General features: G+C 71.9%; 18 protein-coding genes and 1 pseudogene. 3 read left to right on the plus strand and 16 right to left on the minus strand.

All coding sequences use genetic code 11. The annotated features are described in order from the left end of the window. Window positions 1-177 precede the first annotated feature (177 nt). Together ACZ7CH_RS12535 and ACZ7CH_RS12540 are read left to right on the plus strand one after the other, a co-directional pair. Entirely contained in the window at window positions 178-888 is a 711-nt protein-coding gene (locus ACZ7CH_RS12535; protein ID WP_470369305.1) for a ThuA domain-containing protein, read from the plus strand. Beyond that, window positions 858-2,006, plus strand: a complete 1,149-nt coding sequence (locus tag ACZ7CH_RS12540) for a Gfo/Idh/MocA family protein (RefSeq protein ID WP_470373894.1) — start codon at window positions 858-860, stop codon at window positions 2,004-2,006. Before ACZ7CH_RS12535 ends, ACZ7CH_RS12540 begins: the two co-directional genes overlap by 31 nt. Here ACZ7CH_RS12540 and ACZ7CH_RS12545 read toward each other — a convergent pair. Next, window positions 1,930-3,417, minus strand: coding sequence for a flavin-containing monooxygenase (locus ACZ7CH_RS12545; RefSeq protein WP_470373895.1), 1,488 nt, complete (start codon window positions 3,415-3,417; stop codon window positions 1,930-1,932). The genes ACZ7CH_RS12540 and ACZ7CH_RS12545 overlap by 77 nt on opposite strands. Window positions 3,418-3,510: 93 nt before the next feature. Here ACZ7CH_RS12545 and ACZ7CH_RS12550 point away from each other — a divergent pair, with 93 nt between their 5' ends. Then, window positions 3,511-4,146: a TetR/AcrR family transcriptional regulator gene (locus ACZ7CH_RS12550; protein WP_470373896.1), complete on the plus strand. Its 636-nt coding sequence runs from the start codon at window positions 3,511-3,513 to the stop codon at window positions 4,144-4,146. Window positions 4,147-4,332: 186 nt separating this feature from the next. On the opposite strand, the gene ACZ7CH_RS12555 is transcribed toward ACZ7CH_RS12550, so the two are convergent. The 15 genes and pseudogenes from ACZ7CH_RS12555 to ACZ7CH_RS12625 form a co-directional block, all read right to left on the minus strand. Then, window positions 4,333-5,586, minus strand: coding sequence for a cation:proton antiporter domain-containing protein (locus tag ACZ7CH_RS12555; protein WP_470373897.1), 1,254 nt, complete (start codon window positions 5,584-5,586; stop codon window positions 4,333-4,335). A gap of 279 nt (window positions 5,587-5,865) precedes the next feature. After that, window positions 5,866-6,942: an NAD(P)-dependent alcohol dehydrogenase gene (locus tag ACZ7CH_RS12560; RefSeq protein WP_458434397.1), complete on the minus strand. Its 1,077-nt coding sequence runs from the start codon at window positions 6,940-6,942 to the stop codon at window positions 5,866-5,868. A 39-nt stretch (window positions 6,943-6,981) separates the two neighbouring features. Next, a pseudogene (locus ACZ7CH_RS12565) lies at window positions 6,982-7,371 on the minus strand (SRPBCC family protein); the annotation flags it as partial. After that, on the minus strand, window positions 7,368-8,939 hold the full coding sequence (locus ACZ7CH_RS12570) for an aldehyde dehydrogenase family protein (RefSeq protein WP_458432214.1): 1,572 nt from the start codon (window positions 8,937-8,939) through the stop codon (window positions 7,368-7,370). The pseudogene ACZ7CH_RS12565 and the gene ACZ7CH_RS12570, both read right to left, overlap by 4 nt. After that, window positions 8,936-10,381: an FAD/NAD(P)-binding protein gene (locus ACZ7CH_RS12575; protein WP_470373898.1), complete on the minus strand. Its 1,446-nt coding sequence runs from the start codon at window positions 10,379-10,381 to the stop codon at window positions 8,936-8,938. Before ACZ7CH_RS12575 ends, ACZ7CH_RS12570 begins: the two co-directional genes overlap by 4 nt. Then, complete coding sequence (locus tag ACZ7CH_RS12580; RefSeq protein WP_360396657.1) at window positions 10,374-11,657, minus strand: sulfate adenylyltransferase subunit 1; 1,284 nt, start codon at window positions 11,655-11,657, stop codon at window positions 10,374-10,376. The genes ACZ7CH_RS12575 and ACZ7CH_RS12580 overlap by 8 nt, the downstream gene beginning before the upstream one ends. Next, complete coding sequence (cysD, locus tag ACZ7CH_RS12585; protein ID WP_360396659.1) at window positions 11,657-12,571, minus strand: sulfate adenylyltransferase subunit CysD; 915 nt, start codon at window positions 12,569-12,571, stop codon at window positions 11,657-11,659. Before cysD ends, ACZ7CH_RS12580 begins: the two co-directional genes overlap by 1 nt. After that, on the minus strand, window positions 12,568-13,188 hold the full coding sequence (gene cysC, locus ACZ7CH_RS12590; protein ID WP_470369302.1) for an adenylyl-sulfate kinase: 621 nt from the start codon (window positions 13,186-13,188) through the stop codon (window positions 12,568-12,570). The genes cysD and cysC overlap by 4 nt, the downstream gene beginning before the upstream one ends. Beyond that, entirely contained in the window at window positions 13,172-14,317 is a 1,146-nt protein-coding gene (locus tag ACZ7CH_RS12595) for an acyl-CoA dehydrogenase family protein (RefSeq protein ID WP_360396663.1), read from the minus strand. The genes cysC and ACZ7CH_RS12595 overlap by 17 nt, the downstream gene beginning before the upstream one ends. A gap of 13 nt (window positions 14,318-14,330) precedes the next feature. Beyond that, window positions 14,331-15,968, minus strand: a complete 1,638-nt coding sequence (locus tag ACZ7CH_RS12600) for an AMP-binding protein (protein ID WP_360396665.1) — start codon at window positions 15,966-15,968, stop codon at window positions 14,331-14,333. Window positions 15,969-15,996: 28 nt separating this feature from the next. Continuing rightward, window positions 15,997-16,749 carry an SDR family oxidoreductase gene (locus tag ACZ7CH_RS12605; protein WP_470373899.1) on the minus strand — a complete coding sequence of 251 codons (753 nt, stop codon included), beginning with the start codon at window positions 16,747-16,749 and terminating at the stop codon, window positions 15,997-15,999. Next, window positions 16,749-17,666 (minus strand): sulfotransferase, encoded by a 918-nt coding sequence (locus ACZ7CH_RS12610; RefSeq protein ID WP_470373900.1) that lies wholly within the window; start codon window positions 17,664-17,666, stop codon window positions 16,749-16,751. The genes ACZ7CH_RS12605 and ACZ7CH_RS12610 overlap by 1 nt, the downstream gene beginning before the upstream one ends. Next, window positions 17,666-18,556 carry a family 3 encapsulin nanocompartment shell protein gene (locus ACZ7CH_RS12615; protein ID WP_360396671.1) on the minus strand — a complete coding sequence of 297 codons (891 nt, stop codon included), beginning with the start codon at window positions 18,554-18,556 and terminating at the stop codon, window positions 17,666-17,668. The genes ACZ7CH_RS12610 and ACZ7CH_RS12615 overlap by 1 nt, the downstream gene beginning before the upstream one ends. Window positions 18,557-18,576: 20 nt before the next feature. Further along, a complete protein-coding gene (locus ACZ7CH_RS12620) occupies window positions 18,577-19,365 on the minus strand; it encodes a 2-amino-3,7-dideoxy-D-threo-hept-6-ulosonate synthase (RefSeq protein ID WP_360396673.1) in 789 nt (262 codons plus the stop codon). A gap of 31 nt (window positions 19,366-19,396) precedes the next feature. Then, the gene (locus ACZ7CH_RS12625; RefSeq protein WP_360396675.1) at window positions 19,397-20,650 is read right to left on the minus strand and encodes an aspartate kinase; all 1,254 of its coding nucleotides are present in this window, start codon (window positions 20,648-20,650) and stop codon (window positions 19,397-19,399) included. Window positions 20,651-20,827: the final 177 nt, after the last annotated feature.

The following is a 20,827-nucleotide window of genomic DNA, read 5'->3' on the forward strand; positions in this document are numbered from 1 at the left end:
TGGTCCTGGTCGATACCACGGGAGCGGCCGGTTCAAACGCGGCGCCGTTCAGCGCAGGGGAGCTGCCCGGCAGCCGTTCTCGGCGCCGACCGGTGCGGAGGCTGGGAAGTTCTTGACCACCGGTGCCGTTCGAGGCACTGTTCAGCCAGGTGTGGAAAGCGGTTACCAGGGGGTGGCGTGGCACGGCCGAGTGCGTTGGTGGTCCGCGGTGGCTGGGAAGGCCACCAACCGGTGGAGGCCACCGAGTTGTTCATCCCCTTCCTGGAGGACAGCGGTTACGCCGTGCGGGTCGAGGAGTCGACCGAGGTGTACGCCGACGCCGCCGAGATGGCGCGCACCGACCTCGTCGTGCAGTGCATGACGATGTCGGAGATCACCGACGAGGAACTGAGCGGGTTGCGCTCGGCGGTCGAGGCCGGCACCGGGTTCACGGGATGGCACGGCGGCATTGCGGACTCGTTCCGCGCGTCGGCGGACTACCTGCACCTGGTGGGTGGGCAGTTCGTCACGCATCCGGGCAAGGAGCCGTGCGAACGCCAGGGTGGGCCGGAGGACAACTTCCTGCCGCACGAGGTGACCATCACCGCGCTCGGCCGGGAGCACCCGATCACCGCGGGCGTCGAGGACTTCGAGCTGGTCACCGAGCAGTACTGGGTGCTGCACGACGACCTGGTCGACGTGCTGGCCACCACCACCCACCCGGTCCGGCCGTGGCACCCGTGGCACCGGCCGGTCACCTGCCCGGCAATCTGGACGCGGCGGTGGGGTGCAGGGCGGATCGTGGTGACGACGCCGGGGCACAGTCTGGACGTCCTGCGGCACCCCGCTGTCCGCACCGTCATCACGAGGGGGATGTCGTGGGCGACCCGCACCGCGTCGGAATCGTAGGGCTCGGGTTCATCTCCGGGCAGTACCTGGACACGCTCCGCGGCCACCCGGCGGTGCGCGTCACCGCGGTCGCCGATCTCGACACCACCCGCGCGGCGGCGGTTGCGGCCGAGTTGCCGGGTGCCGAGGCGGTCAGCGTCGAGGGCCTGCTCGGCAGGGCGGACGTCGACACGGTCCTCAACCTGACCGTGCCCGCGGCCCACGCGGAGATCGCGTTCCGGGCGATCGACGCGGGCAAGAACGTCTTCGGCGAGAAACCGCTCGCCGTCACCTTCGCGGACGGCCGGGCGATCGTCGACCGGGCCGCCGCGGCCGGTGTCCGGGTCGGGTGCGCGCCGGACACCGTTCTCGGCACGGGCACGCAGACCGCGCGGGCCGCGATCGACAGCGGGCTCATCGGTCGCCCGCTCTCCGCGTCGGCCGTGATGGTCACGCCGGGGCACGAGCGCTGGCACCCCAACCCCGACTTCTACTACACCGCGGGGGGCGGTCCGCTGGCGGACATGGGGCCGTACTACCTCACCGCGCTGATCCACCTGCTCGGCCCGGTGCGCGCGGTGGTCGGCGCGGTCAGCCGCCTGCGCAGCGAGCGCGTCATCGGGTCCGGGCCGCGGACCGGTGAGCGGGTCCCGGTCGAGGTCGACACCCACGTCTCCGGCGTGCTCGAACACGTCAGCGGTGCGCTCTCGACTATCACGACCAGTTTCGACGGGGTGACCACCACCGCCGTGCCGATCGAGGTGCACGGTGAGACCGGCACGCTCGCGGTACCCGACCCGAACCACTTCGACGGCGAGACCCGCCTGTTCCCGATCGATGGCACCGGGTGGCGGACCCTTCCCGCCGCTGCGGGCTACACGGGAGCAGGGCGCGGAGTCGGCCTGCTCGACCTCGTCGCAGCCGACGGGCAGCGGGCGCCGCGCGCCGGCGACGAGCTCGCGCTGCACGTGCTCGAGACGATCACGGCCGTGCTCCGGGCGGGGGAGGAGGGGCGGCGGATCGAGCTGACGACCACGGCGGAGCGGCCGCCGCTGGTGCCCCTCACGCCCGTGGCCGGGCTGACAGCGCGAACCGGTAGTGCTCCAAGGGAAAGCGCCCCGCAGCCTGGTGCGCGTTGATCGTCGAGGTCGGTCGCAGCAGCGTCGCCTCGCCGTGCTGGTTGAAGTAGTAGCTGCGCGAGGTGGCGCACTGTCCCAGTGAGAACACGGAGTTCTCCGCGACCCGCGTCCGCATCCGGTGCAGGAACTCGTCGTTGGCCCGCTGGGTCACCTCGAAGACGTCCGCCCCGCGTGACCGCATCGCCGTGAACAACCGGGCCATGTGCTTCATCTGGCTCTCGATCGTCGTGAAGTACGACAGGCCGCTGTAGGAGTAGGGGCTGTTGAGCGACACCAGGTTCGGGAACCCCGGCACGGTCACGCCCTCGTAGGCCTGGAACCGGTTCTCCCGCCACCACGTGCCCAGGTCCCTGCCTTCGCGCCCGAGCACCTCGAACGCGGGGAAGTTGACGTCCCACAGGTTGAAGCCGGTCGCGAGCACGAGCACGTCGATCTCGGTGCGCCCGGCGGCGGTGACGATGCCGGACGAGTCGACGCCGGTGATCGGCGACGTCTCCAGGTGGACGTGGGGACGCGTGAACGTGCGGAAGTAGTCGTTGGAGAACGTCGGCCGCTTGCAGCCGAAGGAGTAGTCCGGGGTGAGCGCGCGGCGCAGCCCGGGGTCGCGGACCTGGCGGTGCAGGTGCGCCCGGCACCACCGCTCTGCCAGCCGGTTGGCGACCCGCAGCTGCCGGTAGTGCACGACACCGGAGATCATCATGAGCTCCAGCACCGAGCTGCCGAGCCGGCGCACGGCCCGTTGGACGACCGGCAGCCGCGCGAACAACCGCCGCACCGGCGGCGGGATGCGGTAGTCCGGTTTGGGACTCACCCAGATCGGGGTCCGCTGGTACACGGTCAGCGCCGCCGCCGTCCTCGCCAGCTCCGGTACCAGCTGGACCGCCGTGGCGCCGGTGCCGATCACCGCCACCCGCTCGCCGGTCAGGTCGACCGGCTCCCACGCGGCGGTGTGGACGACCCGGCCGGCGAAGGTCTCGATGCCGGGGACGTCCGGCGTCCTGGGCATCGACAGGAACCCGGTCGCCGTCACGAGGTACCGCGCCGCCACGACCGAGCCGTCCGCGGTCCGCACCTCCCAGTGGTCGTCCCGCCAGACCGCACCCGTGACGGTTGTGCCGAACCGCATCGACCGGCGCAGGTCGTATTTCGCGGCCACGTGCTCGGCGTAGCGCTTGAGCTCCTCGCCCGGCGCGAAGAGCCGCGACCAGTGCGGGTTCGGCTCGAACGAGTAGGAGTACGTCGGGGAGGGGATGTCGACCGCGAGGCCGGGGTAGCGGTTGACGTGCCAGGTGCCGCCGAGGTCGTCCTCCCGCTCCAGGACCAGCAGGTCGCACATCCCCAGCCGCCTGAGCTGGATCGCGGCACCCATGCCGCCGAACCCGGCACCGACGACGACCGCGTCGTGGACCATCGGGAACCTCCTCACGGAATCGCGTGTCAGCTTCGGAACCGTATGTCAGTTTTGTGGTGATCACAAGGGATCGCAGGTCATAGACTCGGCGTCATGACGTCCAGCGCCCACCCGGTCAGCCGCGCCGAGCGCAAGAAGCAGGAGCTGCGCCGCGAGATCATCGACGCGGCCTTCGACTGCTTCGCCGAGACCGGCTACCACGCCACCGGCATCGCCGACGTCGCCGCGCGCCTGGGCATCGGGCACGGCACCTTCTACCGCTACTTCCAGAACAAGCGCGACATCGTCGACCACGTCATCGACGACCTCGTCGCCCGCGTCACCGGCGCCCTCGCCGCGGAGAACGCCCCGGACGCCGTCTCCACCCTCGACGAGTACCGCGCCCAGTCCGCCCGGATCGGGGAGTCGCTGGCGCGGATCTTCACCGCGGACCCGCGGGTGCCGCGGCTGCTGCTGTTCGAGGCCCCCGGCATCGACCGCGCCATGGCCGACCGCGTCCTCGACCTCTTCGAGCTGGCCGACTCGCTGACCGCCGCCTACCTCACCCACGGCGTGGAGCTCGGCTACCTGCGCGCGGACCTCGACGTCGCGAACACCGCGCGGGCCGTCAACGGCATGATCCTCGGCTCGGCGATCGCGTCGTTGCGCGCGCCGGGGGAGCAGGAGCAGCGGCGGTTGAGCGAGGCGGTGCGGCGGGTGATGTACGACGGGATCGCGGCACGCGGCTGACCGCGTCCTGATCGAAGCTCAAGCCTTCCCCAAATGAGATGCGCGTCACTCGCGCGGTCCCTAACCTCGGTTCATGAAACTGCTGCTCTGGTTCGCGCTGGCGTGCATCTGCGCGCTCAGCGGTGACCACGCGCTCGCAGCGGTCACCGTGATGCTGCTGGTCGCCTGCGCGACCGACCGGGTGCGTCACTGACCCTTCGACAGGAGCCGGGCCGTCGGCCTGGCCCCGATGCCGTGCACCAGCACGCTGCCGAGCACGCACACGATCGTGATCACCAGGATCGTGTCCGCGGCGTCGCCCTCCGGCAGCTTGTTGAACGCGAGCAACCCGAACACCACCGTGGTCGTCCCGCGCGGCCCGAGCGCGCCCACCAGCACGCGCTCGCGGCCGCGCAGCCGCGACCCGCCCAGCGCCAGCACCACCGGGACGAGCCGCACCACCGTGAGCACCGCGAGGCAGAACAGCAGGACCTGCCACGACACGCCGAGGGAGAAGGTCAGCACCGCGGCGATGCCGACGACGAACCACATGGTCATCGTCAGCAGCCCGGTGACGTCGTCCAGCAGGTGCAGGTCGTTGTTCAGCACGTCGGCCCTGATCTCCGCGCGGTCGGCGGCACCGGCGCGGACCCGGCGTGCCTTGAGCAGCCGGTGCACGTACCGGAAGGCGATGCCGCACACGAACGAGGCGACGAACCCGTTGCCGTCGATCGCGACCGTCGCGGTGTAGGTGAGCAGCGGTGCCAGCAGCACCGCAACGCGTCCGGACTGCGCCGTCACCCAGCCCGCCCGGTGCGCCCGGTCCATCAGCCACCCCAGCAGCAGGCCGAGGACCACGCCGGCGACCACGGCCTTGACCGCGAACGGCAGCACCGTGGCCAGCGCCTCGACCGGCGAGCGCTCCTGGGTGTGGTCGCCGGCCAGCACCAGCGCGAACAGGAACAGCGGGGAGACGATGCCGTCGTTGTAGCCGCTCTCGACGTTCAGCGTGCTGCGCACCCGCACCGACAACGCCGGATCGCGCACCACCCGCTCGGCCGCGGCGAAGTCCGTCGGCACCGTCACGCACGCGACCAGCAGCAGCACCGCCCAGGACAGCGACGGGAACAGCAGCCAGCCCAGCACCGCCGCCAGGCCCAGGCTCAGCGGCATCGCGACGAGCAGCACCCGTGCCGCGGCACCGGGGTAGGCGCCCCACAGCCGGCCAGCGCGCACCTCGGTGGCGTCGGCGAACAGCAGCACCGCGAGGATGATCTCGGCGACGTGCTGGGCCGCCTCGGTGTTGAAGACCGCGGCGATGGAGTCCTCGTTGGCGAGCCCGACCGCGACGCCGGCGAGCACCATCACGACCGGTGCGCCGAGGTTCCAGCGGTCCAGCCGGGACGCCGCCAGCGAGCGGACGACCATGGCGAACGCGGCGGCGAGCAACAACGAGTTCATGCCGCCATCTTGACCCAGAAGTCCTAAGAGGACCCTGTTCGGCGCGAAGTGGGACGACCTCGTGTCCACGGTGAAGTCGATGGGCGCCGGAATTCGCCTGGAGCGCGCATCGGATAGTAAATAACCTCTATAACTTCAGTGCTATCTAAAACCAACCCTCTGCTCCGGGTGCCGCAAGTCCAGTCTTGTGCGCCAACAAGACCGCCTGTACGTGGCCGACCAGCGGGTGGTGAGCCCGTTCACCGGACGGTAGATCGCCCGGTGAACGGGCTCACCGGGCTACCTCTGAGCGGTCATGGTGGCCGTGTCGATCACGAACCGGTACCGCACGTCGCCGGCCACCACCCGTTCGAACGCCTCGTTGATCTGCGCGGCGTCGATCACCTCGACCTCCGCGCCGATGCCGTGCTCGGCGCAGAAGTCGAGCATCTCCTGGGTCTCGGCCATGCCGCCGATCTGCGAGCCGGCGAGCGAGGTGCGGCCCTGCAGCAGGGAGAACACGCTGACCTCCATGGACTCCTCGGTGATCCCGAGGCAGACCATGGTGCCGCCGTTGGCCAGCAGCGTCAGGTGGGAGTCTACATCGGACAGTCCGGAGACCGTGCACAGGATCAGGTCGAACGTGCCGGCGAGCTGTTCGAACGTCGCCGGGTCCTCGGTCGCGTGGTAGTGGGCGGCGCCGAGTCGCAGGCCGTCGTCCTTCTTGCGCAACGACCTCGACAGCACGGTCACCTCGGCGCCCATCGCGTGTGCGATCTTCACCGCCAGGTGTCCGAGCCCGCCCAGGCCCACGACCGCGACCTTGCGGCCGGGTCCGGCCTGCCAGTGCTTGAGCGGGGAGTAGGTGGTGATGCCCGCGCACAGCAGTGGTGCGGCCTGCTCCAGGGGCAACGCGTCCGGGATGCGCAGCACGAAGTGCTCGTCGGCCACGATGTGCGTGGAGTAGCCGCCGCGGGTGCGTTCGCCGCCCTGGTAGCTGTCCACGTCGGAGTAGGTCTCGACCGAGTCCGCGCAGTACTGCTCCATCCCGTCGGCGCACTTGTCGCACGACCGGCACGAGTTGACGATCACGCCCACCCCGACCCGGTCTCCGACGGCGTGGCGGGTCACCTCGGGGCCGATCTCGGTGACGACGCCGGCGATCTCGTGGCCGGGCACCATCGGGAACAGTTCCCTGCCCCAGTCGCCGTTGACCTGGTGGACGTCGGAGTGGCACACCCCGCAGTAGCGGATGTCGATCGCGACGTCGTTCGGGCCGAGTGGGCGGCGGGGGATGGTGGTCGGTTGCAGCGGGGCGCCGGCTGAGGGGGCGGCGTAGGCCAGCGCTGTGTGCTCGGACGGTTTCTGGTCGGTCAGGGCGCCGGAGAGGAGCTCCGCCGGACCGGCCAGTGCGTCGACGACGTCGGCGGCGGCGCGCAGCAGCACGCGGGCGAGCACCGGTTCGATCGCGCCGGCCAGGTGCGGCACGCTGGTGCGGAACGCCACCCGGTGCACGACGCGGCTGCCGGTGCCGTCGGGTTCGACCTCCCATGCGCCGCCGAAGTCGACGAAGTCGCCGCTGACCTGTTGGAACCGCACGACTCGCGCGTCGTGGTCGGTCTCGGTGCGCTGTGTCCAGCGGGCCAGTCCGCCGCGGAACCGCAGGGCGTACCGGTCGCCGTCGTCCGACGGTGCCACGGACTCGATGTCGGTGGCGGCGTCGGCGAAGCGGCCGGGGTGCAGCAGTTGGTCGAAGACCTCGTCGGCCGGTCGTGGTGTGCGCAGGACGACGCTGTGCTCGTTCACCGTGCTCCTCCCCGGTTGATGTTCACGCCCTGCAGGTGGGTCGTGCGCAGCATGAGGTAGTTGGCCTCGCCGAACACGCCGCCGGTGAGGCCGGTGCCGCCGTGGGTGGGCAGGAACGGGCGGAACGCGGAGTGCGAGTCGTTGACGTTGACCACGCCGCCGGAGGTCACTCCGGCGGCGACTTCGGCGACCAGCGCTTCGTCCTGGACCCAGAAGGAGTTGCGCAGGCCGTAGCGGTTGGCGTTGACGAACCGCACGATCTCGTCGAACAGTCCGTCGTGCTCTTCGGGGACGACGACCGGCAGCAGCGGTGAGAACGTTTCTTCCCGCACCGCGGGCATGTCGCGGGCGCGGTCGAAGCCGTCGACCCGCAGCACGGCGGGTTCCACGAAGAAGCCCGTGTCCGATGGTGTCCCGTCGACTTCGAGTCGTCGTCCGCCGTGCAGCAGTGTCGCGCCTCGGCGCACGGCGTCGGCGATGTCGGCGAAGTAGGCGTCGGCCATCAGCACCGGTGTGAGCACCACGCCGGGTTCGTCGGGGTAGCCGGGTTTCGTGGCGGCCGCGGCGGCCACCAGTTTCTCCAGCAGCGCGTCGGCGATGGCCGGGTGTGCGATGACGTGGTTGGGGATGTTGCAGATCTGCCCGGATTGGCGGAAGTTCTCCGTGATCGCCGCCGCCGCGCTGTCGAGGTCGGCGTCGGCCCACACGACCACGCAGTCGTTGCCGGCGAGCTCCAGCACGGGTTTCTTGCCGGCGGCGATGGCGGCGCGTTCGAACTCCAGGCCCTTGGCGCTGCCGCCGACGTAGACGATGTCGTTGACGTGCGGGCTTGTGAGCCACAGGTCGGTCATCGGTGGCCCGCAGAGGATGTTGAGCACTCCGGTGGGTGCTCCGGCTTCTTCCAGCACGGGTACGACGACCTCGCGCAGTGCGTGGGTGGTGGCCAGTGGGACGCCGCGGGGGGCGCGCACCACCACGGCGTTGCCCGCGAGCAGTGCGGTTGCGCCGAACAGGGCGTTCGGGGTCGAGGCGTTCTGCGGTGGGTTCACGCACACCACGCCGTCGGGTACGCGTCGCACGATCGCCTGTCCGCCGCAGCCGCGGTGCTTGGTGGTCTGCATCTGCGATGCGCACCAGGTCAGCGTCTCGGCGCTGAAGTCGGCCCGCCAGTACTCGTCCAGTGTCGGGCCTGCCAGGTCGCGGGGCTGTCCTTCGGCCACCAGGAGTTCGACGATGTCGTCGCGCTTCTCCCGGAGTCGTTCGCCGATGCGCATCCCGATCTCCAGGCGGTCGCGCAGTGGCACCCGTGCCCACTCCGGTGCCGCTCGCGCCGCTGCTTCCAGTGCGTCGGTCGCCATCCGGTCGTCCGCCAGGGCGCATCCGCCGACCACGGCGGGTCCAGCGGTGCGCGGGTCGGTCAGACCGGCGTCGAGGTCGCGTTTGAGCGCGAGCGCCGGCATCGTGTCCTCCAGCACGGCCCGTGCCGTCACCGTGTGCACGTACCGGCCCTGTGGGTGCTCGACGTCCTTGCCGTCGATGTAGGCCGGGTACATCAGCAGGTCGTTCATGTCATCACCCCTCGTCGCACGTGCGCGGCGATCTCCGCCGCCTGCGCCCGGATCTCCGGTACCGCGGTGCTCTCGAACTCCTCGCCCCGGCGCAGCGCGCCGAGTGTGAACACCCGTCGTGGCGTGCCCCACCGGTCCAGCACGCGGCCATCGGTGCCGGTCCGCACGCCGAGCCCGACCGGGTCGGGTCGCGCGGTGCCTTCCGCGACCAGCTCCCGCACCAGTGGGCCACCGTCGCGGCGGAAACCGGTCGCGTTGACCAGCCACCCCACCCGCAGCGCCTGTCCGCCGGTCAGGACGACTTCGAACCCGTCCTGCACGGGTGTCAGCGCTTCCACGCGGCCGCGGTGCAGCCGCAAGCGTCCTGAGGCGAGCAAGGCCCGCACCGCGCGGTGGGTGTCGGGTGCGGCCCGGTGCCGGTGCACGTTCCAGTAGTGGTGCACCCGTTCCAGGAACCGCCGTTGTTCCGCCACTCCCAGCTGTCGCCACAGCCGGCGGGTGTGCGGCCGGAGGTGGTCCACGAACTCGCGCCACCGCTCGGGGTCGGCGGACACGCAGCGGCGGGCGAACCGGAGCAGCTCACCGAGCGAGCCGATCTGTTCCGGCGGGTCCGGGAAGGACGGTGCGCCCGGCTTGCGGCGGTGCGGGCGGGGGAGCAGTCCGTGCCGGGACACGGCGTGCAGCGGCGAGTCCGGTGCCAGGCTCACGGCGATGTCCATCATGGACAGTCCTGTGCCGAGCACCAGCACCGGTGCGCCAGCGGTGTCGGGCAACGGTCCGGCCCACGGGTCCGCGACGTAGCGCGGTGACCCGTCGGGCAGCAGGTCGGCGAGCGGGTCGCCGCCGCCCGCGCCCGGTGCGAGGACGGCGAAGTCGGCGTGCACCGGCCCGGTGCGGGCCAGTTCCACGGTGACGCCGTCGTCGCGGGTGGACAGTCCGACGGCGGTGTCGGCGACGTGCCGCACCTCGGCCTGGCGGTCTGCCTGCTGGTTCTCGGCCCGCTGTTCCTCGGCGGCCAGGGTCTGGGCCAGGTAGCGCCCGTAGTCCCGGCGGGGCAGGAACGCTCCCGGTTCCGCTCCGCTCCAGCGCACGAAGTGCTCCGGGTCGTCGTCGAACGCGCTCATCTTCTCGGCGACGGTGTTGAGCAGGTGCCCGGGATCGCCGGTCCGGTACGCCCGGCCCGGCCCGAACTCGCCGCTGCGGTCCACCAGGACCAGCTCGACGGGGACGCCGGAGCGCAGCAGGTGCACCGCGGCCAGCGTGCCGCTCGCGCCCGCGCCGATGACGACGACCCGAACCCGCTCGTCGGTCACGGGGCGGTCCCGGTCGCCGGCGACGACCCGGTCGTGCTGACCCGTCACCGGGCGGCCGCCGGCGCCGTCCTGCTCACCGGCGGCCGCCCGGACGCGCTCTTCCGCGACGCCCCGGTCCCGCTCACCCATCACCGCGCCCGTCGGTCACCGCCGAGAGCGTGTCGCCGACCTGGCCCGCGGCGAGGGTGTTGCCGCCGTTGGGGTCGATGAGCAGGAACGCGCCGGTCGCGACGCAGTCGGTGTAGTCGTCGAACGGCAGGGCGTCGGCGACCTCCAGGCGCACCTGGCCGATCTCGTTGAGCTCCAGGCACTCCGGGTCGCGTTCGAGCACGAGCTCCTGCTCGTCGAACCGGGCGGCCAGGCTCGGGACCCGGCACTTCGTGGTGCGCGTGCCGTGCCTGAGCAGCACCCGCGCACCGGGGCGCAGGGGTTCCTCGGCGAGCCAGCACACGGTGGCGGTGAGCTCGGCGGCCAGCTCCGGCAGGCGGTCGGCGGCGGCGATCAGGTCGCCGCGGCTCACCGGCAGGTCGTCGGCCAGCGTGAGGGCCACCGGCTGCCCGACGGTCGCCTCGTCGACCGGGCCGTCGGGGGTGCCGATCTCGGTCACCGTCGAGCGGGTGCCGGCGGGCAGCACCACGACCTCGTCGCCGGTCCGCACGGCGCCGGCGGCGATCTGCCCGGCGTAGGCGCGGTAGTCGTTGTCGCCGTCGCGCAGCACGTACTGCACCGGCACCCGCAGGCCCACGTCGCAGCCGCGGTCGTCGGGCTGCACGGTCTCCAGGTGCTCCAGCAGTGTCGGTCCGTCGTACCACGGGGTGTTCTCGGAGCGGGTCACGACGTTGTCGCCGGTCAGGGCCGACAGCGGGATGGTGGTGATCTGCTCTGGCCGGAAGCCCAGCGACTGCGCGTGTGCGACGAACTCCTCGCGCACGGAGGTGTAGGTCTCCTCGGAGAAGTCGACCAGGTCGAGCTTGTTGACCGCGAGCGTGATGCCGGGAACGCCCAGCATCGCCATCACGGCCAGGTGCCGGCGCGTCTGGGGGAGCACGCCCTTGCGCGCGTCGGTCAGCAGCACCGCGTGGTCCGCGGTCGACGCACCGGTCACGGTGTTGCGCAGGTAGTGCACGTGACCGGGGGTGTCGGCGAGCACGAAGGTGCGTTTGGCCGTGGCGAAGTAGCGGTAGGCGACGTCGATGGTGATGCCCTGCTCGCGTTCGGCCCGCAGGCCGTCCACCAGCAGCGAGAGGTCGGGGTTGTCGAGCCCGCGTTCCTCGCTGCTGCGCAGCACGGCGTCGATCTGGTCGCTGAGCACGGACTTGGTGTCGTAGAGCAGCCTGCCGACCAGGGTGGACTTGCCGTCGTCCACGCTGCCCGCCGTCACCAGTCGCAACAGGTCGGACGTCATCAGAAGTACCCCTCCCGCTTGCGGTCCTCCATGGCGGCCTCGGACATGCGGTCGTCGGCCCTGCTGGCACCGCGCTCGGTGAGCCGGCTCGCCTTGATCTCCTCGATGATGTCGGTGACCGTGGCCGCGTCGGACTCCACGGCACCGGTGCAGGAACCGTCGCCGACGGTGCGGTAGCGCACGGTCTTCTCGACGGTCTCCTCGTCGTCGGCCGGGCCACCCCACTGCCCGGAGGTCAGCCACATGCCGTCGCGCAGGAACACCTTGCGCTGGTGGGCGAAGTACAGCGAGGGCAGCTCGATGTCGCGGGCCTCGACGTAGCGCCACACGTCCAGCTCGGTCCAGTTCGAGATCGGGAACACCCGCACGTGCTCACCGGGGGAGTGCATGCCGTTGTAGAGGTTCCACAGCTCCACGCGCTGGCGGCGCGGGTCCCAGCGGCCGAAGCTGTCGCGGACGCTGAAGATCCGCTCCTTGGCCCGTGACCGCTCCTCGTCCCGGCGGCCGCCGCCGATCACCGCGTCGAACTTCTGCTCGGTGATCGTGTCGAGCAGCGGCACGGTCTGCAGCGGGTTGCGCATCCCGTCCGCGCGTTCCTGCACCGCGCCCTTGTCGATCCAGTCCTGGACCTCCGCGACGTGCAGCCGCAGCCCGAAGCGGTCCACGATGTCGTCGCGGAACTGCAGCACCTCGGGGAAGTTGTGGCCGGTGTCGACGTGCACCAGGGTGAACGGCGGTGCGATGGGGGCGAACGCGCGCACCGCCAGGTGCACCAGGACCGTGGAGTCCTTGCCGCCGGAGAACAGCAGTGCGGGCCGGTCGAACTCGCCCGCCACCTCCCGCAGCACGTGGATCGCCTCGGCCTCCAGCTGTTCGATGCCGGTGACCGCTTTTTCCTTGGCCGGCGCGCTCATCGCAGCACCACCTCCCGGATGTCCTGTTCACGGCGTTCGGACTCGCAGCGCTCCAGGGCGCGTTCGATCATCTCGACGCTCTCCTGCACGCTCAGCGACGCGGTGTCGACGAGCACGTCGGGGGAGGCGGGTGCCTCGTAGACGTCGCTGACCCCGGTCATCGCCTCGACCTGGCCGGCGTCGGCCTTGGCGTAGAGGCCCTTGACGTCGCGTTCGGCGCACACCTGCACCGGTGCGTCGACGTAGACCTCGACGAACGTCAGCCCCGCCGCCTCGTGCGCGGCGCGGACCTCCTCGCGCACCTCGCGGAACGGTGCGATCACCGACACCACCGACAGCACGCCGTGGGAGGCGAGCATGGCGGCGAGCTTGCCGATGCGGCGGATGTTCTCGGTGCGGTCGTGCTTGCTGAACCCCAGCTCGGGGAAGAAGTCCTTGCGCACGGCGTCACCGTCGAGGTGCTGCACCGCACGGCGGTCGCGCAGCCGCTCGACCAGCTCCCGGCCCAGTGTCGACTTGCCCGAGCTGGGCAGCCCGGTCAGCCACAGCGTGGTGGTCACGTGTTCCTCCTTGTCCAGTCGTGGTTTCGGTCCGGGCCCGTCAGGGCGCGTGCTCACGGCCCAGCAGCTCCCGTGCCACCACGAGCTTGGTGGCGTTCTCGGTGCCGTCGGCGATCTCCTGCCCGATGGCGTCGCGCACCCGCCGGCTCGCCGGGTGCTCGTCGCTCCAGCCGCGGTGGCCGAGCGTGAGCAGGGCCTGGTGCGCGGCGTCGACACCGACGCGCGGTGCCCACCACTTGGCCATGTTCGCCTCGGCGCGGTGCGGCAGCCCTGCGTCGGCGCGCCACAGCGCCTCGAACGCGAGCAGCCGGGCCGCGTGCACCCGTGTGGCGTGTTCGACCAGTGGGAACGCCACGCCCTGGTGCTTGCCGATGACCTGCCCGAACGACTCGCGCTCACGGGCGTAGGCCAGTGCGTCGTCCAGTGCGGCCTGGGCGTTGGCCACGGCCAGCACGGCGATCAGTGCGCGGGAGTGGTCGAAGCCGCGCATCACCCCGCTGAAACCCTCGCCGACACCGCCGACGACCTCGTCGTCCGCGGCGCGCACGCCGTCGAAGTGCAGCGTGGCCCGGCCTCCCGCGCGCACACCGAGGTCGGTGAGCCGTTCGCGGGAGATGCCGTCGCGGTTGAGCGGGACGAAGAACGCGGTCACACCGCGCGCCCCGTCCTCGCCGGTGCGGGCGAACACCAGCCCGTGGGTGGCGTGCATCCCGAGCATGATCGAGGTCTTGGTGCCGGTGAGCAGCCAGCCCTCGCCGTCGCGTTCGGCGCGCAGCTCGATCGCGGCCGCGTCCGTGCCGTGCTCGGGTTCGGTGAGCACCAGTGCCACCACCGAGTCACCCGAGGCGACCGCCGGCAGCCACCGGCTCTGCTGCTGCGCGGTGCCGCTGCGGCCGATGATGCCGCCGATCAGCGCCGCGTTGAGCACCGGGTAGCACGCCGTCGCCTCGGCGCGGGCCAGCTGCTCCACCGCGATGCCGACCTCGACCGCGCCCAGCCCGCGGCCGCCGTGTTCCTCGGAGATCGCCAGACCGGTCAGCCCGGCCCGGCCCAGCTCGGCGAAGAACCCGGACCAGAACGTGCCCTCCCGGTCGTCGAGTGCCGCGTGCCGGGCGATGGTGTCCTGGGCGAACGCGCGGACCTTGTCGGCCAGCGCCTGTTGCTCGTCGGTGAACGAGAAGTCCATCTCCTGCCCTCCCTCAGCCGCTGACCAGCTGCTCGCGCAGCTTGAACTTCTGGACCTTGCCGCTGGGCGTCGTCGGCAGCTCACCGACGTGCTCGACGCGTTCGGGCCAGTACTGCTTGGCCATGCCCAGCCCGTCGAGGTGCTCGCGCAACGCCGGCAGCTGCGGTGGCTCGCCCTGTGCCACGATCACCGCGCACGCCCGCTCACCGAGCCGGTCGTCGGGGTAGGCCACCACCGCGACGTCCTTGATGTCGGGGTGGCGGCGCAACGCCGCCTCGACCTCCACCACGGGCACCTTCTCGCCGCCGCGGGAGATCACGTCCTTCTCCCGCCCGGCGATGCGGATGCCGCCGTGTCCGTCGTCGCGGGCCAGGTCACCGGTGTCGAACCAGCCGTCGGCGGTCACGTTGTCCGCGTAGACCTCCGGGCGTTCGAAGTAGCCCAGGCACTGGGTCGCGCCCCGCACCTGCAGCCTCCCCGTGGCTCCCGGCTCGACCAGGGCGCCGTCCTCGTCGACGATGCGGACCTCCATGCCCGGCACCGGGGAGCCGTCGCTCTCGGCGGCCCGCATCTGCGGGTCCTCCGGCCGGGTGATCGTGGGGGCGCCGTTCTCGGTCATGCCCCACAACGCGTACAGCCGGCAGCCCAGCACGTCGCGGGCCTGCTCGACCAGCACCGGTGGGATCGGCGCGCTGCCGGTGGCGAACGTGCGCAGGCTCGACAGGTCGCGCTGCTGCTCGCGCTGGCGGTCGATCAGGTCCACCAGGAACGGTGGCGCGCCCATGAAGAACGTGACCTGCTCGGTTTCGAGGACGCGCAGCATCAGGTCGGCGTCCCAGTTGTCGATGTGCACGCACGTGGCGCCGAGCAGCAGCGGCATCGTGAAGTTCCACGTCCACCCGGCGTTGTGGGTGGTGGGGGAGCCCATCGCGGTGACCTCGTCGTCGCGCAGGTGCAGCGCGTCGATCTGCATGCGGTTGGTGGCGTGCAACGTGTTGTGGCTGTGCATCACGCCCTTGGGCTCACCGGTCGTGCCCGAGGTGAACATGACGTAGGCCAGGTCGTCGGGCTTGGCCTCACGGCCCTCGATGTCACCGAAGACCGCGCCCTCGGTGCCGGGTTCGCCCAGCAGCGCGGTGTCGAAGTCCCGGGCGTCACCGAGGTCGGCGTCCGAGCCGGCGGCGCCGACCAGGACACGTTCCCTGATCGACGCCACCTCGCGGGCGACCTCCTCGCTGAGACGGGCGTGCGAGAAACCGCGGTGCTCGACCGGTCCGATGTAGACCGGGCTCTTCGTCAGGGTCGTCATGAACGCCAGCTCGCGGCGGCGCATGATCGGCAGCACCGGTCCGGCGACCGCGCCGATGCGGGCGCACGCCAGCGTCGTCGCGAGCAGCTGCCAGGAGTTCGGCAGCTGCAGCGTCACCACGTCACCGCGTTCGACGCCGAGGCCGGCCAGTCCCGCCGCGATCCGCTCGACTCGGCGTTCCAGCTCGGCGTAGGTCAGCGTCTCGGTGTCGCGGCCGTCGGTGTGCCACACGACGACCGCGCGCCGGTCGGGGTGCTCCCGCGCCGCCCGGCGCAGGTCGTCGACGAGCGTCTCGTCGGTGCGCCACCACCCGTTGGCGCGGTAGGTCTCGGCCAGGTCCATCGTTCTCACTCCTGTCGCGGGGTCGTGGTCACACCGGCGCGCGCGTGTTGCCGCCGTCGACCAGCAGCAGCGCGCCCGTGACGAAGGCGGCCTGCCGGGAGGCGAGGAACGCGGCCAGCGCACCGAAGTCGTCCGGGTCGCCGACGCGGCGCAGCGGTACCTCGGCGGCCGCGGCGGAGGTGTCCTCACCGGACGGTCCGCGCAGCGCCGGGGTGTCGTGGTAGCCGGGTGCGAGGACGTTGACCGTCACACCGCTGTCGCCGAAGGCGTGCACGAGGTTGCGGGCGTAGGACAGCACCCCCTGCCGGGCCACCCCGGACAGCACGTTGTGCGGCATCGGCTGGCGCACCGCCTCCGAGGTGATCATCAGCACCCGCCCGTCGCGGCGCAGGTGCGGTGTCGCGGCCTTCACCAGCGCCACGTGGGGGATGAGCGCGGTGTCGACGGCCCGGCGGTAGTCCTCGGGCCCGAAGTCGGCGACCGGGCCCTGCACGACCCCGCCGGTGTGGCTGACCACGACGTCGATCCCGCCGAACTCGGCCACGGCGCTGTCCACCCAGCGCTGCACCGCGCCGTCGATGCCGACGTCGGCGATCTGGGCGTGCACCCGGCCACCGCCCAGCGCCTCCAGCTTGCCGCGCGCCTCGGTGAGCCGGTCGCGGTCGCGGCCGCAGATCGACACGTCCGCACCCTCGGCCACCAGGGCGCGGGCCACACCGAGCCCGAGGCCGCTGCTGGCGCACGCCACGAGGGCGACCTTGCCGTCCAGTCCGAGGTCCATCAGCCCTCCCTGCCCGCGCGCACCGGGTAGCCGTAGCGCACCAGCTGCGGTGCCGCGGCGGCCGTGGTGAACGCCCTGGGCTTCCACGGCAGGTCGGTGCGCCACCGGCCGTCGGCCTTGATCAGCACCTGGCCGTGGTGGAAGCGGTCCGGGTTGCCGGTCACCGTGTGGTTCACGCCCAGCTCGACCGTGCCGCCCGCGGTCACCGGGACGCTGCCCGGGATGCCCGCGAACGCCATCACCTCACCGATCACCTCGTCCGGGCGTGCGGAGAAGTCCTCGTGCCGCACCCGCAGGTACCGGTCGCGGCCGGCCAGCGCCAGCAGGTCGGAGGCGGCGTTGACCGCGCTCCAGTAACCGGTGCTGCGGGCCGCGCTCATGCGCGTCACGTAGCTCTTGTCCTTGCGGTAGGAGTGCGCGGTGGCCCGTGCGTCGCGGACCACGTGCAGCACCCGCACGTCCAGGTCGTCGCGGCCCAGCAGCGCGGCGGCCTCCGCGGGGTACTTCGAGCTGTCCACGACCACCTCGGCACCGGCGGCGCGTGCGGCGGCGCGGTAGAGCTCGGTGGTCACCCCGGTCACCCACCGCACGTCCGGGGGTGTGCGCAATGGGCCGAGCGACTCCGCCAGGCGCAGCGGGGTGTGGCGGGCGCGCAACCGGGTGGCCTGCACGGCCTCGACCGCCTCGGCGACGTGCCGGTCGGCGGCCACCTCCTCGGCCAGCACCTGCGACCACACCGGGCAGCCGGTCAGCGGTTCACCGCAGCCGCAGCTGGAGTTCGTGCCCCGCGTGAGGATTCCGTTGCGCCACAGGTAGTGCAGCTCGCCCACGTGGACCGCGTGCGGGGTCTCGTTGAGGACGTTGCCGATCATCGTGCTGCCGCAGCGCATCATGCCGGTGACGTAGAGGACCCGCATCAGCGCGCACCCTCCTGCTCCACGAGCACGAAGTGCTGCGGCAGGTGCACCGCGAGACCCATGCGGCTGCCCGCCTCCAGCAGGTCACCGCCGTCCGGGGCGGCACCGCGGCGCAGCGTCAGGTGCGAAATGCCGGGGTCCAGGAACGTGGTGGCGGCGCGGAAGTCACCGAGCAGCACCTGGTGCTCCGGGATCATCCTGGTCCGCGCGATCCGCACGCCCGCCTCGGCGAGCCGGCCCAGCAGCCCGGACTCCACGGCCTGCCAGTACACGGCGTTGTGCGCCACGATCCCGTCGCACGACCCACCGGTTTCCTCGACCAGTGCCGCCGCCCTGGTGAGCAGGTCCACCGGCCGGCAGTCGACGGTCATGCGGCGGGCCTCCGGCAGCTCCAGCAGACCGGGCACCGCGCCGTCGTCGCTGCCGCGCAGCAGCACCTGGTTCTCCGTGGTGCCGAACCGCACGATCAGCCGGAAGTCGATGAACGCCGCCAGCAGCCGCGGGTGCTCCAGCAGGCCGGCGGGCACCGGCAGCGACACCCCGATGTCGGTGAGCTTCGCCGCGTCCAGCAGCGGCTGGAACCCCGCCTCCGGGGTCGTGTCGAACGTGACGCCCGAGCGTTGCCCGCGGTCGGACTCCGGCTGCGGTTCCCGCACGAACGGCGTGTCGCCGTCGCGGACCGTCGCCATCTTCATCAGCTGCCGCACGGTGAACCGCGGTCGTTCGGCGAACAGCGGGAACGCCGTGGGCAGGTAGCCGCGGTAGGTGACGGTCACGTCCTCCGCGCGGTTGCCGAACGCCGCGGCCTGTGCGAACTCCGAGCCGGGCGAGCTCTCGGTCATCGCCGGGTCGGCCAGCAGCTGCCGCATCTGCTTGATCTGAGCAGTCATGAGTGCCTTTCCTCCCCGGTTCAGGCCGCGATCGCCATGCGGCCGTGCACGACGTCACCGATGTCCCTGGCCAACCGGCCGGGAGTGGGGTGCTGGAAGATGTTGCGGCCCATGGCGAGCCCGGCCGCTCCCGCCCGCATGGTGGCGGCGACGCGCTGCAGCAGCTCCCGCCGGTCGTCCACCGGTGCCCCGCCCGCGACCAGCACGGGGATCGGGCAGGCGCGCACCACGTCCGACAACGCGTCCGCCGTGCCGGGGTAGGTGACCTTCACCAGGTCCGCGCCCAGGTCCGCCGCGAGCGTGGCGGAGTGCCGCACCAGCTCGGTGTCGGTGCCGTCGTCGATCTGCGGGCCGCGGGCGTACATCATGGCCAGCAGCGGCACACCCCAGCGGTCGGTCTCCTCCGCGGTGCGGGCGAGGTCGGCGATCTGCTCGGCCTCCTGCTGCGAGCCCATGTTCACGTGCACGCTCACCGCGTCCGCGCCCAGCCGCAACGCGGCCTCCACGCTGGTGACGAGGTACTTGGCGTCCGGGTCGGGGGCGTGGGCGGTGCTCGCGCTCAGGTGCACGATCAGGGAGGTGTCGACGAACAGCTTCGGGTCGAGGTGGCGGACGGTGCCCTTGTGCAGCACCACCGCGTCGACCTTGGCGGCGACGAGCTGGCCGATCAGGTCGCCCAGGGAGTCGTCGGGGGTCACCGGTCCGTCGGCGACGGAGTGGTCGAGCGGGACGACCAGCAACCGCCCGTCGCCGTTGCGGTCGATGCGGTTCAGGCGCAGCTTCGCGCCGAAGGATTGCGGCTGGTTCACCGGAACTGGCTCCTTTCGCACAGTGGTGGGGTCAGGCGGGCAGTGCGCTGTCGGGGTCGTGCAGCCCGAAGCGCTCGTGCAGCGTCCGCACGGCGTCGTGCACGCGGTCGCGGGCCACCAGGAACGTCGTGCGTTCCTGGCTGCACGACACGCATTCGGCCGGGATGCCCGCTGTTGTCAGGGCGTTGAGGCCCAGCGCGGTGAGGCCGGGCCGGCTGAGCAGGCCGGTGCCGACGGCGCAGACCCGGCCGAGGTCCTGGCGCAGGGTGACCGCGCAGTCGTCGTCGGGCAGCTCACCGCGCACCGCGCCGGCCGCGTCGTCCGCGGCGGTGTCGGTGACGCAGAACCGCATCCGCAGCGGAGCGCCGCGGTGCGACAGCCACTGCACCGAGTCGACCGCGATTCCCAGGCGCGCCACCGCTTCCAGCACGCGCGCACCGCCGTCGGCCGGGTCCCGCCCTGCCTCGACCACGACCTGGGTGACCTTGTCGTCGTGGGTCACCGCCACCACACCGGCGCGTCCTTCCAGGACGTCCGAGTCGAGCATCGCCGCTCTCCCTCCGAAGATCGTGCTTCCCTCGCCGAGCCCGGCCGAGTCGCGCACCACGATGTCCACGCCGTGCGCCGCGGCCAGCTCGACCGACCGCGGGTGCAGCACCCGTGCGCCGGAGAACGCCATCTCGGCCATCACCGCGGCCGGCAGCCGCTGCAACAGCCCGGCACCGGGCACCACCCTGGGATCGGCGCTGGCGACCCCGAGGACGTCGGTGTAGATCTCGCACACCGGCGCGCCGTGGGCGACGGCCAGCGCGACCGCCGAGGTGTCCGACCCGCCGCGGCCCAGCGTGACCACCGCGCCCTCCTCGTCGAGGGCCTGGAAACCGGCCACGACCACGACGTGGCCGCGGTCGAGCCACTGCCGCACCGTGCCGGTGTCGATCGAGGCGATCACCCCGGCACCGGGCGGGCCCACCGCCTTGAGGCCGGCCTCCGGCCCGGACAGCGACACCGCCGGCACGTCCAGCTCGCGCAACGCGATGGCGAGCAACGCCGCGGAGGCCAGCTCACCGGTGGCGAGCAGCTTGTCGGTCTCCCTCGGGTCCGGTGACGTGCTGACCGCCGTGGCCGCCCGGACCAGCTCATCGGTCGTGGCACCCCGTGCGGACACCACGACGACCACCTCGGCGCCGGCCCGGTGGGTCTGCGCCACCCGCCGCGCCACCGCCGCCACCTGGGCGTCGTCGGCCAGCGAGCTGCCCCCGTACTTCTGGATGCTGATCTGCATGCCACTCCGTCCGGAATAAGTCCAGAAGGGAAGTCGAATTCGCTCAGAACCGGTCCGAGCAGCGCCACTCGTGGTGGGCTCGAACTCGTCGCGAATTAGAAGTTCCCCGTGGCGGGGGTCCGTGAAGCTCGCTCAAATCCATGAACCTGCGCGCGGCGAATGCCGAATGCGTGCGGC

This window comes from Lentzea sp. NPDC037011 (assembly GCF_055607425.1).